General features: G+C 67.8%; 14 protein-coding genes. 3 read left to right on the top strand and 11 right to left on the bottom strand.

Going from position 1 to position 14,395, the window contains the following annotated elements:
* The first annotated feature begins 78 nt into the window (after nucleotides 1-78).
* Complete coding sequence (locus tag AC4LGL_RS23680; protein WP_491840893.1) at nucleotides 79-657, top strand: CGNR zinc finger domain-containing protein; 579 nt, start codon at nucleotides 79-81, stop codon at nucleotides 655-657.
* Here the strand turns inward: AC4LGL_RS23680 and AC4LGL_RS23685 are convergent.
* Nucleotides 654-1,418: a CPBP family intramembrane glutamic endopeptidase gene (locus tag AC4LGL_RS23685; protein WP_491840894.1), complete on the bottom strand. Its 765-nt coding sequence runs from the start codon at nucleotides 1,416-1,418 to the stop codon at nucleotides 654-656. The two genes, AC4LGL_RS23680 and AC4LGL_RS23685, sit on opposite strands and share 4 nt — an antisense overlap.
* Nucleotides 1,419-1,470: 52 nt before the next feature.
* Nucleotides 1,471-3,840 (bottom strand): phosphoketolase family protein, encoded by a 2,370-nt coding sequence (locus tag AC4LGL_RS23690; protein WP_491840895.1) that lies wholly within the window; start codon nucleotides 3,838-3,840, stop codon nucleotides 1,471-1,473.
* Between the two features lie 128 nt (nucleotides 3,841-3,968).
* Between AC4LGL_RS23690 and AC4LGL_RS23695 the strand changes: the two genes are divergently transcribed.
* On the top strand, nucleotides 3,969-5,456 hold the full coding sequence (locus AC4LGL_RS23695) for an acetyl-CoA acetyltransferase (protein WP_491840983.1): 1,488 nt from the start codon (nucleotides 3,969-3,971) through the stop codon (nucleotides 5,454-5,456).
* Here AC4LGL_RS23695 and AC4LGL_RS23700 read toward each other — a convergent pair.
* The 5 genes from AC4LGL_RS23700 to AC4LGL_RS23720 form a co-directional block, all read right to left on the bottom strand.
* On the bottom strand, nucleotides 5,426-8,563 hold the full coding sequence (locus AC4LGL_RS23700; protein ID WP_491840896.1) for a helicase HerA domain-containing protein: 3,138 nt from the start codon (nucleotides 8,561-8,563) through the stop codon (nucleotides 5,426-5,428). The genes AC4LGL_RS23695 and AC4LGL_RS23700 overlap by 31 nt on opposite strands.
* Nucleotides 8,563-9,207 carry a hypothetical protein gene (locus AC4LGL_RS23705; protein ID WP_491840897.1) on the bottom strand — a complete coding sequence of 215 codons (645 nt, stop codon included), beginning with the start codon at nucleotides 9,205-9,207 and terminating at the stop codon, nucleotides 8,563-8,565. Before AC4LGL_RS23705 ends, AC4LGL_RS23700 begins: the two co-directional genes overlap by 1 nt.
* A 153-nt stretch (nucleotides 9,208-9,360) precedes the next feature.
* A complete protein-coding gene (locus tag AC4LGL_RS23710; protein WP_491840898.1) occupies nucleotides 9,361-10,599 on the bottom strand; it encodes an NAD(P)/FAD-dependent oxidoreductase in 1,239 nt (412 codons plus the stop codon).
* Nucleotides 10,600-10,610: 11 nt separating this feature from the next.
* Nucleotides 10,611-11,339 (bottom strand): DUF72 domain-containing protein, encoded by a 729-nt coding sequence (locus tag AC4LGL_RS23715; protein ID WP_491840899.1) that lies wholly within the window; start codon nucleotides 11,337-11,339, stop codon nucleotides 10,611-10,613.
* 9 nt (nucleotides 11,340-11,348) lie between these two features.
* Nucleotides 11,349-11,927 (bottom strand): hypothetical protein, encoded by a 579-nt coding sequence (locus tag AC4LGL_RS23720; RefSeq protein WP_491840900.1) that lies wholly within the window; start codon nucleotides 11,925-11,927, stop codon nucleotides 11,349-11,351.
* Between the two features lie 55 nt (nucleotides 11,928-11,982).
* Between AC4LGL_RS23720 and AC4LGL_RS23725 the strand changes: the two genes are divergently transcribed.
* Nucleotides 11,983-12,669 carry a DUF998 domain-containing protein gene (locus AC4LGL_RS23725; protein WP_491840901.1) on the top strand — a complete coding sequence of 229 codons (687 nt, stop codon included), beginning with the start codon at nucleotides 11,983-11,985 and terminating at the stop codon, nucleotides 12,667-12,669.
* Here AC4LGL_RS23725 and AC4LGL_RS23730 read toward each other — a convergent pair.
* The 4 genes from AC4LGL_RS23730 to AC4LGL_RS23745 form a co-directional block, all read right to left on the bottom strand.
* Complete coding sequence (locus AC4LGL_RS23730) at nucleotides 12,637-12,888, bottom strand: hypothetical protein (RefSeq protein WP_491840902.1); 252 nt, start codon at nucleotides 12,886-12,888, stop codon at nucleotides 12,637-12,639. The two genes, AC4LGL_RS23725 and AC4LGL_RS23730, sit on opposite strands and share 33 nt — an antisense overlap.
* A complete protein-coding gene (locus AC4LGL_RS23735) occupies nucleotides 12,888-13,754 on the bottom strand; it encodes an oxygenase MpaB family protein (RefSeq protein ID WP_491840903.1) in 867 nt (288 codons plus the stop codon). Before AC4LGL_RS23735 ends, AC4LGL_RS23730 begins: the two co-directional genes overlap by 1 nt.
* A 15-nt stretch (nucleotides 13,755-13,769) precedes the next feature.
* A complete protein-coding gene (locus AC4LGL_RS23740) occupies nucleotides 13,770-13,994 on the bottom strand; it encodes a hypothetical protein (protein ID WP_003881986.1) in 225 nt (74 codons plus the stop codon).
* Nucleotides 13,995-14,062: 68 nt separating this feature from the next.
* Nucleotides 14,063-14,395, bottom strand: coding sequence for a TfoX/Sxy family protein (locus AC4LGL_RS23745; protein ID WP_491840904.1), 333 nt, complete (start codon nucleotides 14,393-14,395; stop codon nucleotides 14,063-14,065).

The following is a 14,395-nucleotide window of genomic DNA, read 5'->3' on the forward strand; positions in this document are numbered from 1 at the left end:
CATGACTACCTAGGACCGTACGCCGGTCATGAATGACTAGTCAAACCAATTTAGCGGTCACGGCGGTACGCTGGTGTCATGACGACGAGGTGGGCCGGCGACACCGAGACCAAACCCGCGCCCGGGCCGCTGGCCCGGATCCAGGCCTTGGTCAACACGATCGAACTGCCCGCCGGAACAGATCGCCTCGCCCATCCCGACGACGCAGCGCCGTGGCTGGCCGCCAACGGGTTGCTCGCTGCCGGAGCCAGCCCGACGGAAGCCGAGCTCGACCTGGTACGCGCGGTGCGCGAGGCGTTGCGTGCACTGCTGATCCAGCACAGCGGCGGCCCGGCCCCGCCGGCCGGTCACCTCGCGGTACTGAACGCACTCACCGACGCCTCGACCGCGAAGGTCGACCTGGCCCCCGACGGGCAGGTGCAGTTGTCAGCCGCAGGCGAGAATGTGGGCGAGCGGCTGCTAGAGCTGCTGCTGGTGATGCGTGACGCGCAGCGGGACGGTACCTGGGCCCGCCTGAAGGCATGTGGGAACGACGAATGCACGTGGGCGTTCTATGACCGGTCCCGCAATCACGGCGGTACCTGGTGTGACATGTCCAGCTGCGGGAACATGCTGAAGAACCGGGAGTTCAGGGCGCGGAGACGCGCCGGCAGTTAGGTCGACAGGTGCCACACGAGCGCGGCGGCCAGTGCGCCGACACCGTTGAGCGACCAGTGCAGGGCGATCGGCGCGATCAGGCTGCCGCTGCGTCGGCGCAGCCAGGTGAACACGAAGCCGGCGACGCCGGTGGCGATCACGGCGAGCACGACACCGGCGATCATGCCGAACACACCGCCGCCGAACAGTCGGGTGAAGCCGACGTTCTCGCTCGTCAGCCCCAGCGAACTGGCGATGTGCCACAGACCGAACAACAGCGAACCGCCCGCGGCCACGCCACGAAAACCCCAGGCCCGGTTGAGGGCTCCGTGCAGCACACCGCGAAACGCCAGTTCCTCGGGGATCACGGTCTGCAGCGGGATGATCACCATCGACGCCAGAAGCGCGCCGGAGACGGTGGCGTAGTTGTCGTTCATGAACATCGGCCGGGTCCACGGCAGCGCCGCCCCGATGGCGATCACCGACACCACGAGCGCGACGGCGCCCAGCGCGTACCCGACGCCCGCGCGCCAGTGCTCGCGGCCCAGGCCCAGCTCGGTCCAGCCCAGTCCACGGGCCCGCACCAGGATCAACAGGACCACCGCAGCGGCCGGGACCGTCGCGATACTGGCCCACGGGGTGGTGAAGTGCGCGATCAGGTTGGTCACCGTGAGGATGACGACGACGATGCCGATGTCGGCATAGATGCGGAAGTGATGTAACGCAGAGAGCTGGGCCACCAGCGGATGTGGGTGCGCGGCCACGGCGCTCTGATCAGACATAACGTGGCAATCGTACCGGCGCGGCGCAATTACCCAGGTCACACCGGGTTGATCAGTCCGCGGTCCAGGTCCAGTTCGAGATCGCCGGGTCGTCCTCGCCGTGCTCGCGGGTGTAGCTGCGGGCGGCCAGTCGGGCGTCGACCATTTCCTGGCGCAACCCGGCCGCCTTGACCGCCAGGCCCCCGACCCGGTCGATCACGTCCATGACCAGGTGGAACCGGTCGAGGTCGTTCAGCATCACCATGTCGAACGGCGTCGTGGTGGTGCCCCGCTCCTTGAACCCGCGGACATGGAGCTGGTCGTGGTTGGTGTGGCGGTAGGCCAACCGGTGGATCAGCCACGGGTAGCCGTGATAGGCGAAGATGATCGGTTTGTCCGTGGTGAAGATCGAATCGAACTCGCGATCGGACAGGCCGTGGGGATGTTCGGACTCGGGTTGCAGCCGCATGATGTCGACGACGTTGACCACCCGGACCTTCACCTCGGGGAGGCGGCGGCGCAGGATGTCGGCGGCGGCCAGGGTCTCCAGGGTCGGGATGTCGCCGGCGCAGGCCAGCACCACATCCGGTTCTCCTGTCGTGTTGCTCGCCCACTCCCAGATCCCCAGACCGCGGGTGCAGTGCGCGACGGCCTCGTCCATCGTCAGGTAGGTCAGGGCCGGTTGCTTGCCCGCCACGATGACGTTCACGTACTGGCGGCTGCGCAGGCAATGGTCGGCCACCGAGAGCAGGGTGTTGGCGTCCGGCGGCAGGTAGACGCGTACGACCTCGGGACGTTTGTTGGCGACATGGTCGATGAAACCCGGATCCTGGTGCGACGCCCCGTTGTGGTCCTGGCGCCACACATGGGACGTCAGCAGATAGTTCAGGGATGCGATCGGTCGGCGCCACGGTAGATGCGAACTGTTGAACAGCCACTTGGCGTGCTGGTTGAGCATCGAGTCGACGATGTGGACGAAGGCCTCGTAGCAGTTGAACAGCCCGTGCCGCCCGGTGAGGAGGTAGCCCTCCAGCCAGCCCTGGCAGAGGTGTTCGGACAGCACCTCCATCACCCGGCCGTCGGGGGCCAGGTTCTCGTCCACGGGCAGTGTCTCGGCCTGCCATGCCTTGTCGGTCTTCTCGAACACCGCGGCCAGCCGGTTGGAGGCGGTCTCGTCGGGACCCATCAGCCGGAAGCGGTCCGGATTGCCTGCGATGACATCACGCAGGAATGTGCCGAGTACCCGGGTGGCCTCCGCGGTGCCCGTGGCGGGGCTGTCCACGGTGACCGCGTAGTCGGTGAAGTCGGGCAGGTCGAGGTCACGCAGCAGCAGCCCGCCGTTGGCGTGCGGGTTGGCGCTCATCCGCCGGGTGCCCGAGGGGGCGAGGGCCCGGAGATCGGGCCGCAGCGCGCCGTCGGCATCGAACAGTTCGTCGGGCCGGTAGCTGCGCAGCCAGGTCTCGAGCTGTGCCATGTGCGACGGGTTGGTCCGGGTTTCCGACAGCGGCACCTGATGCGAGCGCCAGGTGCCCTCGACCAGTTTGCCGTCCACCTCATGCGGGCCCGTCCAGCCCTTGGGGGTGCGCAGGATGATCATCGGCCACAGTGGGCGGCCTGCCTCCCCGTCGAGGCGGGCCGCGCGTTGGATCGCGGCGATCTGGTCGAACGCCTCGTCCATGGCCGCGGCCAACTGCTGGTGCACGTTGGCCGGGTCGTCCCCGGCGACGGTGATGGGCCGATATCCGTAGCCGTACAACAGTGATTCGAGTTCTTCTTGCGGAATCCGGGACAGCACTGTGGGATTGGCGATCTTGTAGCCGTTGAGATGCAGGATCGGCAACACCGCGCCGTCGACGACCGGGTTGAGGAACTTGTTCGAATGCCAGCTGGCGGCCAGCGGTCCGGTTTCGGCTTCGCCGTCGCCGACCACGCACGCCACCACCAGGTCGGGATTGTCGAACGCGGCCCCGTAGGCGTGGACCAGGGCGTAGCCGAGCTCGCCACCCTCGTGGATCGAGCCGGGTGTCTCCGCGGCCACGTGACTGGGTATCCCACCGGGAAACGAGAACTGGCGGAACAGTTTCCGCAGGCCGTCGGTGTCCTGCCCGATTGCGGAGTAGACCTCGCTGTAGGTGCCTTCCAGGTAGGCGTTGGCCACCAGCCCCGGGCCGCCGTGACCGGGCCCGGTGACGTAGATGATGTTCGCGTCGCGTTCCCGGATGATCCGGTTGAGATGGGCGTACAGCAGGTTCAGCCCCGGGGTGGTGCCCCAGTGGCCCAGCAGTCGCGGCTTGACGTGTTCGGCGGCCAGCGGCTCGTCGAGCAGAGGGTTGTCCAGGAGATAGATCTGGCCGACGGACAGGTAGTTCGCCGCCCGCCAGTAGGCGTTGAGCTGCTCGAGGTCGGTGTCGGTGAGTGCCGGTGATCCAGTCGCGTCGCTCATGTCCCCATAGTGGCGGTTGTCGGTGAATGGTGCGCGCGTTCCGGGTACCCGAATTCGTACCGCTCAACCAACGCCGCGCGAAGTACACCGACGACGCGGTCGCGTTCGCGTCGGCTAGGTTCGAGGGCATGCCCGTCCCCAGCGCCCTCGACCCACGCACTCCGGTCCTCGTCGGTTACGGCCAGGTCAACCAGCGGGAGGAGAACCCGGATGTCGAGCCGGTCGATCTGATGGTCGCGGCCGCCCGGGAGGCCGCAGATCCGCGGGTGCTGGAGGTTGTCGACTCGGTGCGGATCGTGAACCTGCTGTCTTGGCACTACCGGGATCCGGGTTTGCTCTTGGCGCAACGCATCCGGGCCGACAAGGCGGCGACCCGCTATACGGGGGTGGGCGGCAACGTCCCGCAGTCGTTGGTGAACGAGGCCTGTCTGGACCTACAGGGCGGACGGGCAGAGGTGGTGCTGATCGCGGGCGCCGAGACCTGGCGCACCCGCAGCCGGCTGCGCAAGCTCGGGACCAAGCCGGACTGGACCCGTCAGGACGAATCGGTGCCGGAGGCGCCGGGCGCGCACGAGGGCGTGCCGATGGCCGGTGAGGCCGAACTCCGGATCAATCTGGACCGACCGGCCTACGTGTATCCGATGTTCGAGCAGGCGCTGCGGATCGCGGCGGGTGAGACCAGCGATGAGCACCGCAGGCGGATCGGCGAGCTGTGGTCTCAGTTCAGTGCGGTGGCGGCCGACAACCCGCACGCCTGGAGCAGGGAGTCGGTGCCTGCCGAGCAGATCTGGCAGCCGGGCCCGGACAACCGGATGATCAGCTGGCCCTACACCAAGTTGATGAACTCGAACAACATGGTCAACCAGGGTGCGGTGCTGATCCTGACCACCGTCGAGAAGGCCACGTATCTCCAGATCCCGACCGACCGTTGGGTTTTCCCGTATGCCGGGACGGATTCGCACGACACCTACGCGATCGGCGAGCGGGACGAGCTCTACCGGTCACCGGCCATCCGGATCGCCGGACGGCGCGTCCTCGAACTGGCCGGGGTGGACGTCGACGAGGTCGATTTCATCGACGTGTACTCCTGCTTCCCGTCGGCGGTGCAGGTGGCCGCCGCCGAAATCGGTCTACCGCTGGCCGATCCGGCCCGGCCGTTGACGGTCACCGGCGGGCTGACCTTCGCAGGCGGGCCGTGGAACAACTACGTGTCCCATTCGATCGCCACCATGGCCGAGAAACTCGTGGCGAATCCCGGCACGCGCGGGCTGATCACCGCCAACGGCGGTTACCTCACCAAGCACAGCTTCGGCGTGTACGGCACCGAGCCGCCGACCCACGAATTCCGTTGGCAGGACGTGCAGTCCGAGGTCGACGCCGAGCCCACCCGGGCACTGCAGGTGGACTTCACCGGCACCGGCACGGTGGAATCGTGGACCACGCCGGTCGGTCGCGACGGCACCGCGGAGCGCGCCTTCCTGGCGGTGCGTACCCCCGATGACGGACGTACGCTGGCCCGGATCGTCGACGAGTCACAAGCGGCGGCGACCATGTCTTCCGACATCGCCGGGGCGAAGGTGCAGGTTCACGCCGACGGCAGCGCGACCCTGCTCTGAGCGGCCAGCGCCAGCACCTCGTCGGTGGTCGGCGGGCTTGGCGGATGGTAGGACAGGCACCAGGGAGTCTGGATCTTGTGAAAGGCATTGCCTTCCAACGCCAGATAGAACTGGCCTGAACGCAGCTTGCTGATGTCGGGCACGTGACCGCCCTTCACCCGCGCCATCTCCCGGGCCACCGCGATCTGGGCGGGGGAGTTCAGCAGACCGTAGAACTGCGTGGTGGCATTGCCCGGGATGTGGTTGTGCAGACCGCGCGGGGATTGCGTGGCGAACACCAACCCGAGCCCGTACTTCCGGGCCTGCGACGACAGCGCCAGGGTGCTGTGTGTCGACGCGGTTGTATGGCTGGACGGGGCGAAGTTCTGCGCCTCGTCCATCACCAGCAATCCGCCCAACGGCCGGTCACCGGCCGGGTTGCGTTTGATCCAGGCGAACAGCGCCATCTGCAACTGATTGACGAATCCTTCACGCTGCTGGTCGCTGGTCAGGCCGGCCATGTTGATCACCGACACCCGAGCCCGGTAGCCCGGCGACGGTGTCAACAACACTCCGGGGTCGGCGGCGGCGCCGGCGCCGCCGAACAACGGATCGTTGACCGTCGCCGCGCGCAGGTTCTGGGCCAACTCGGCGGCCAGCTTGTTCGCCCCACCCAGTGCGCTGACCTCGGTGGGCAGGTCGGCGAGCAGATCGATGAAGCCGTCCAGGCTGGTCGAGGGCCTCGCCCCGTAGTACCGCAGCGCCTCGCGCAACACCGCGCGGGACCGCTCGGCCTTGGCCGTGGTCCCGACGATCAGGGCGCGGGGTTCGAGCGCAGCGACGGCAGATTCGACGGCGTCGGCGAACTCGTCGTCGTCGTCGATGACACTGGCGAAGTCCGGTAGCGGCTGGAACGACAGCGGGCGTCCTGTCGAGCGGCGCGGAGTCCACACCACGACCTCGGCATTGTCGAAATACACGTCGGCGCGCTCGTCGTCCGCCGGGGTCCACCCGGGCGGGTTCTCGGGCCAGCGGGCACCCAACCGGGACAGGTCGTTGTTGGGGTCGAGCACGATCGACGAGACGCCCCGCAGCGCACACTCCTCGACCAGTCGCCGGATCAGCACGGTCTTCCCCGAACCGGAGCCCGCGAAGATGGCGGTGTGCTTGCGCAGCGCGGCCAGATCGACCGACACCGGGCGCCCGCCGGGGCTGTCCAGGCCCAGGGTCACCGCGGTCGGTGAGTGCTCGATGACCGGCGCCGGCGGCTGCACACGTATGGGCCCGGTCGCGAGCTCGGCATCCACGTCGATCTGGGCCGGTGGCGGAGGATCACCCGCGATGTCCCCGAGGGCGGCACGCAGCCAGCCGATCCCGTGGGCCGGGCGGCGGCGGCGCAGCCAATCGGGTAGGTCGGGGTGGTTGTCGTCGATGAGGTCGCGCAGCGCGGTCATGGTGCGCACGTCGTCCTCGCTCATGGGCAGCACCCGGCCACCGGCCGCCTCGAACTCGGCGATCATCACCGTCGTTTTGGCGCCCTTGGGCCACGCGGTGTTGCGCAGCAGGAAAAGCTGGCGCCGGTCTGGATTGAAACCGGTTGCTTCCCAGGCTTTTCGGATCCTGTTCTGGACTGCGACGGCGTTGCCGGACGAGATGGCGCGGAATGCCCAGTGCCGCTCGTCGTCGGTGGTGGCGTCGAGAGTCTGGCGAAGCCGCCCGTGCAGCACCACCCGTTGGCCCGGGAGCGGATCGGGACGGAACGCCTGCCCGGCCTCACCTAGTTCGGTGATCCATGCGTCGAGCGCCGCCGACAGCAGGCCGGGCATGGTGGTGTCCTCGCCGTCGGGGTCGAGCGCGGCGACCGTCACGGCGCGGCGCCGGTAGTCGGCGAAGCGGCGGTCCAGTTCGCCGGTGTCGCCCTGGGCAGCGCCGCCCGAGCCGGTCTCGTGCGGGCCGACCGCCTCGGCGGTGAGGCTGGAGAGCTCCTCGATCATGTCGTGTTCCAGGCAGCGGCGAACGTGGGTGTCGGCGCGTTTGAGCAGTTGACGCGGTGTGTACTGGGTGGCTTCGTCGAACGCTGCCGGCAGGATCGGCCAACTCGGATAGGGCGCGGTGAACCCGATCGAGGCGTAGCTGGCGGTGAACCGGCGTTCGAGGATGGCGCGACCGACATCTGGTGTCGGCAGACCCTGCAACAGCGCGGTGGTGCGGAACCTGTCCTGCACGGTGGCGGTGGCGCGGTCCTGGATGGCTTCCCACGCGGCGGGCAGGCAGGCCACCACACCGACGGTGCGGCGCATGGTCTGCCGGACCGACATGAGGCCGTGTGCGATGTGCTCAAGGTCGTTGTTGCTCGGGGCCGCACCGGCCGTGTCGGTGCGTTCGGTGGACTGGGCCAGCAGTGTGTCGATCTGGTCGAGCGCCAAAACCGACGGCCCGGCCAGGGCGATCAGCCGTGAGATGTCGCGGACCGATTCCTGCGCGGTGAGCGTCGGTGCGGGCAGCCCCCAGGCCTCCCGTTCGCCGTTGCCGGTCAGGAAGGCCTCGCCGATGTCCTGCAACTCGAGGTCACCGGCACCGAGCAGCACGAGGGCGCGCAGGGTGTGGTGGGCGCGTTTGACGGTGTGGCGGTGGACCTTGTGCAGCGCGTTGACGAAGTCGTTGAGGATCTCGGGCGTCAGGTCGTCGTCGCCGATCACGGCCCGCCGGCTGGCCCGGGAGATGTGGGCCACCGAGGACAGTTCCCACAGCAGGTCTTTGAGTTGGGTCTCGCGCTCGCTGCCCGGCCGGCCCAGGCTCTCCAGGATCCCGGCCCGGGCGGACTGCCAGAAACTGGCCGCGTCGAGCAGCTCGACCAGGAAGAAGTAGCCGCCGCCGGTTTGCACCTGTTCGCGCACCTGGCCGAGCAGGTGGGTCTTGCCCGATCCGGCCGGGCCCCGCACCACCACACCCAGCGGGCTGGAGTCGGTTTCGCGTTCGGCATCGCCGAAGGCGGCCATCACGTCGGCCATCGGCCGGTCGTGCAGCCCGCGTACGTGGAGCGCGCCCTGCGAATGCCACAGATCGTCGGCGGTCGGTGCCCAGGTCAGGCGAAGCGCGCTGAGCGCTTCGCGATGCTGTAACTCCATCAGGACTCGATCGCGATCAGGTGCTTGTCCTGGTTGCCTATCTCCACCGCGGCTTCGCGGTCGGCGGGGGTGAGCACCTTCTGGTTCTCCTCGGGGATCAGGCTGACGCCAGGCTGCTGGTAGAGGCTGATCAGCGCGGCGTCGACGGTGGGACGGGGCAGCCCGGGCACGGCCTCACGGAGCCGCAGCAGACTCACCCAGCCGCCGGGCCGGGTGGTCAGCCCGGCGTAAGCGGTACGCAGCTGGATTTCGGGACCGGCTCCGGGCGCCGGCGGGGCTGCCGTGGCGGGCACCTCGGCAGGCAGGAACACGTCGGCGGGAACGAGGTCGGCATGTTCGAAGTAGCGGTGCAGCGCACCAAGAAGCGTGTACAGGGCCTTGCCCTGTCCGGTGGACCTGGCCGGCGCGTCGGCGCCGAACAGGGATCGGCACAGCGCCCACCCGGTGTCGGTCAGTTCATGGACGAGCGGCCGGCTTCCGGTGGACTCGATCAGGCCCAACCGGTTGAGCCGGTCGCGCTTCGATTTGTCGAGTTTGGGCCCGAGCCGCTCCAGCTCGGCGTTGGCCACCGGACGGGACTCGGCCATCAGTACCAGCAGGACCGCCTGCTCGGTGCCGGTCAGGTCGTCGGGCGTGACATTCACCGGTTGCTCACCTTCCTGCCGTCGTCGCTTTTTGCACGCGGACGGGTGGACGCCGGGCACGTGTTCCATGCACGTTAGCGCGTACCCCTGACCGCGCGAGAAACTTGTTGCGCCGCAGGGTTTTCGCCCACCCAGTGGGCGAGGTGCCCGCAGCTACCGGGTCGGCAGCGGCTGCGCCGGGTCGGCGATGCGGTCGGGATCGACCGGCTCGGCCGATCGGATCAGCGCCTTGACGTCGTCAAGGACATCCCACACATTGACGTTCATCCCCGCCAGGACGCGGTTGTCGGCGTCGAGCCAGAACGCCACGAATTCGCGCCCAGCAACGTCGCCGCGGAAAACGACGCGCTGATATTCGGGTGCATGGCCGACATATTCCATGCCGAGGTCGTACTGATCGGTGAAGAAATAGGGCAGCTCTGTGTATTCCGGGGCGGACCCGGTGTATTTGCCCAGCATCCCGGCGACCGCCACCGCGGGTTGCTTGAGTGCGTTTGCCCAGTGCTCGGTGCGGATTCGCACGCCGAAGAACGGATGTTGCGCGGCCGCGATGTCGCCGACGGCGTAGATGTCGGGATCGCTGCTGCGCAGCGACGCGTCGACGAGCACGCCGCCGTCTGCGATGGCCAGCCCCGCCTGTTCGGCCAGTCCGATGTTCGGTGCCGCGCCGACGGCGATCAGGACCGCGTCCGCGGCGACGGTCGAGCCGTCCCCGAGCCGTAGTCCCGTGGCGGTGCCGTTGTCCGTGGTGATCTCCTGCACCGATTGGTCCAGCCGTAGGTCGACTCCGTTTTCACGGTGCAGTTGCGCGAACACCTCACCGACCTCGGCGCCCAGCGCGGCCAGCAGGGGCAGGTGTGCGGCCTCGACCACCGTGACCTTCACGTCGCGGCCGCGCGCACCGGCGGCGACCTCCAGTCCGATCCATCCGGCCCCCACGATCGCCAGGGACGACCCCGGGGTCAGCGCCTCGCTCAGCGCCGCGGCGTCGTCGATGGTGCGCAGATAGTGCACGCCCGCGGCGTCGGCTCCCGGGATCGGTGGTCGTCGTGAGGCGGACCCGGTGGCCAGCAGCAGCTTGTCGTAGCCGACGGTCGTGCCGTCAGGTAGCGCAAGCGTGTGGTCGGCGGCGTCGATGGCGGAGACCTCGGTTCCCAGCCGTAGTTCGACGTTGTGGTCGCGGTACCACGCCGCCGGATCGGTGGTGAAATCGTCGAGCTTCTTCTTGCCTGCCAGGTACTCCTTGGACAGCGGCGGACGCTCGTAGGGTAGGTGGTCCTCGGCGGCGAACAGCACAACATGACCATCAAAGTCGTTGTCCCGCAGTGCTTCAGCGGCCTTGGCTCCGGCCAGGCCACCGCCGACGATCGCAATTGTGGACGACGTTGTCATGTCGATCCAGCCTACTCGCCCGAGACCAACGCCCTCAGCTTTCGGGCGTTACGCACCGCGTGACCACCGAGATCGTTGTTGAAATACACGACGACGCGGTGGTTGTCGCGGTCCCACTGCCGGATCTGCTGTGCCCACTCCGACAGTTGGTCGTCGGAGTAGCAGCCGGCGTACAGGCCGTCGTCGGCCGGGCCGTGCATGCGGACATAGACCAGATCACTGGTGGCCACGGTCCGGCAGGTCAAGCCGGGGCCGCTCATCACGACATACGCTGCGCCGTACTTCTCCAACAGCTCATACACCGTAGGCTCGTGCCAGGAGGGATGCCGCAGCTCCATCGCCACCTGGATCGGGCGCGGGAGTTGGGCGAGGAAACCGCTGAGCAGCTCGTCGTCCCGCTCGACGGCCGGATGAAGCTGGACCAGCAATGCTTCGTTGTGCGGTTCGAGCAGCTGCCAGTACTTCTCGAACCGCGGCGTCCAGCTCTCGGGCGACCGCAGTCTCCGGTAATGCGTCAGACCGCGCTGCGCCTTGACCGACATGGTGAAACCTTCGGGCATCTGGTCGCGCCACCCGGTGAACGTCGTATCCGCGGGCCAGCGGTAGAAGCTGCCGTTGAGTTCCACGGTGTCGAACTCATCGACGTAGTGGGCCAGTCTCGCCTTCGCCGGAGTGCCCCGCGGATAGAGCACCCCGGTCCAGTGGTCGTACGACCAACCCGAGGTGCCGATCCTGATCATCTGCCATCGCTAGGGGACGTCTGTGTAGTGCAGGGTGTAGCCCTCGGCGGAGAACGTGAAACCTCGGCCCGTCACTTCCCGCACGCAGGACACCCCGGACTGCTCCTGGACGTTGCAGCGGAAACCCGCCACCGCGAGCACCTTGCCGAACGGCAGCGCAACCGCGGCCGACTGCGCGAAATCCGGCTGGGCGAGGTTGGCGAAATGCGCGTCGGTATCCCGGTCGAGAACCAGGGCATTCGGCGCTGCGGTCCCGCCGGTGGCATCGGGCACCGTTTCGGGGGCGCCCGTCACGCTCATCGTCGAGGTGCCACCGGCCGGTTGGCATCCGGCGCGGTCGCGGGGCAGGATCGCGCACTGCCAGCGCCCGCTCGGGGTGCTGAAGTAATAGCCCTTGCGGCGGTCGACCTCGATGGCGTACTCGGCGGCGTTGACCAGGTTTGCGGTGCCGAACTGTGGCGCCGGTGCCGTGGTGCTCGTCGGTGGGGGCGCGGCGGCATCGTCGGTGTTGACGACGGTTCCCGACGTGCATCCGGTGAGCGCGGCGGCGGCGCCAAAGATTGCACAGCGGACGAGGCAAGCCTTCACGACGCAAGACCCTAGCCAACTGTTGTCGCGGCCGGAACGGTAGCGTCGACTTTCCGTGACTCCCGACGCGCGCCCGGCAGATGCCCGGGTCACTTCGGCCCTGCTGGCCGCCGGCGTGGTGGGTGGCCTGTCGCTCACCGCGATTTCCTACACGCTGGCATTCACCCGTCCTGGGTTCGAGCTGACCCGACACGCCAATTCGATGTTGGCACTTGGGGATTGGGGATGGATCCAGTCGGTCGACTTCGTCGTCTGTGGCCTGTTGCTGATCGCGTTCGGGGCCGGTATCTGGCGGGTGGCCGCCGGCATGCGGTCGGGACGTATCGCGGCGGTGTGTGTGGGGCTGTACGGACTGCTGGCCGGTGTCGTGGTGGGGCTGAACCCGACCGATCCGGGGGCCGGGTTCCCGCCGGGCTGTCCCGGGGGCGAGGAGATGAGTACGTCGGCGACGATTCACAGCGTGGCCGGCGGGCTGGGCTTCCTGGCCATGACGTGCGGATGTTTCGTGCTGGCAAGGTATTTCGCCGGCATCGGAGATCGGGTGTGGGCGGTGATGTCGGCGTCGATCGGGGTCGCGATCCTGGCGGTTCTCGCCTACCTGGGTTCCCATGCCGGGGCGCAGACCGAGACGTTCAACTACGTACCGGTCTGGGTCGTCGGAACAGTGCTGTGGCTGTATGTGGCAGGTGTGGCCACGCGCCTGCTGCGCTCACATCGCGACGCACACCTCGGCGCCCAATAGCAGCACCGGCCACAGCAGCGTGACCTGACCGAAGGCCACCAGGTCGGCGCCGGCCGGGAATTTGGTCAGCAGACTCGACTCAATCAGCTGCACCTGTTCGGGATGGAAGAACGTCCAGACCAGCCCGATCACCAGATAGGGCAGGGCCAGCCACATCAAGGTCTCGAGCACCTGTTCGACGCTCAGCTTGTGACCCAGGATCCGGTGAATCCGGTGCATCAGATCAGCGCCTTGTCGGCGGCCACCCGCCGACGCACATCGGCGAGCAGCAGATAGCTGCCGCCCTGCCTGATGAACACGGGCAGGAACCGATTGCCGAACGCCACGGCCAGAAACAGCCATTCGAACAACCGTTGCCGCCCGCGGCCCCAACCGAAGCCCACAGCGTCCCGGAACACCGGCGCCAGGAATCCGGTGGTCAGGAATTTCAGCAGCGGCCGGAACGGTATGCGCAGCAACGGGTTGATCATCCGCAGGTCCACGAGGTCATGTAGGTATTGCCGGACCACGTCGTCCATCTGCACCTGCGCGCAGGCAGTGTCCCAATAGGTGTCGAAATCGGCCCGTGTCGGAGGCCACTGTTGCTCGTCGACCTGCAGGGTGGTGCCCAGTGTGGCGGCGGAGTGGTAGAACTGCTCGGCCTGAGCTTCGGTCATCTCGCCACGCAGCAGTTGGTAGACATCCTCGAGGCCGACGAACAGACAGGCCGCCACCCACATCTGCAGGTCGCGGTCGAAGGCGTTGTACTGCACGGGACTTGCCGGCCCGGAACGGACCTGTCGGTGCGCGGTGTCGACGGCCTCGCGGAACGCGGCGCGGTCCTCGGCGTTGCCGAGGATGGCCACCGCCAGGTAGCTCAGGGTGGTGCGGGCCCGTTTCCACGGATGTTTGAGCAGATTGCCCGAATCTACGGTGCTTTCCACGACGCCGTAGCCGACGCCGGGCGCGGACAGTTGCATGATCACGTTGGCCGCGCCGGCGGCGAAGCCCCAGAGGTCCATCGCCTCGGCGACGGTGACGTCGTCGTCGGACCAGCGCGACGTGCGGCGGGTGATCGAGATCCGGTTGGCGGAGGCGGAAGTCATGCGCTGCCCTCCCTGTCAGGCCATACACACGTTGGTGAACAGCAGCACCGGCCAGGACACGATGGAGCCCAGAAAGGACACCACGGCGTCGGCCCCGTGCATGCCGGCCAGGTGGCTGGTGTGGGTGAGTGACCAGATCAGGCCGATGAGCAGATAGGGGACCGCGAGGATGATGGCGGTTCCGATCCACTCGGCGATGGTCATCTGAAAGCCGAGAATCTTGCGTACTGCGGTCAACATGTGAGTGCGCCCCCGTCGTTGTCAGGCGGGCTCTATGTTAATGGCGATTCTGATCGGCGTCCCGGAAACTACTTGGGCGGCAGGCTCTTGGCGTAGTCGATACCCCGGGCGACCCACGATTGCAGCTGCCGTTTGGTCTTCATGCCGGGGCTTGCGATCCGCAGCCAACCGCGCATCTCCCGGCCGCCCATCACCATCGGCTCGACGTGCTCGCGTTGCACCAGTTTCTCGCCGTCGTCCCGCGAGACCCGCACCATCAGGCCGCCTTCCCTGGTCGCGGCCACCGCCATGTTGCCGTCGATCAGGAAAGCCAATCCGCCGAACATGCGCTTCTCGTCCAGGCCGCGTTCGGATGCCGTCAGCTCGCGGATGCGGTTGGCCAGGTCCGGGTCGAAGGCCAT

The sequence above is a fragment of the Mycolicibacterium arcueilense genome (assembly GCF_058536225.1).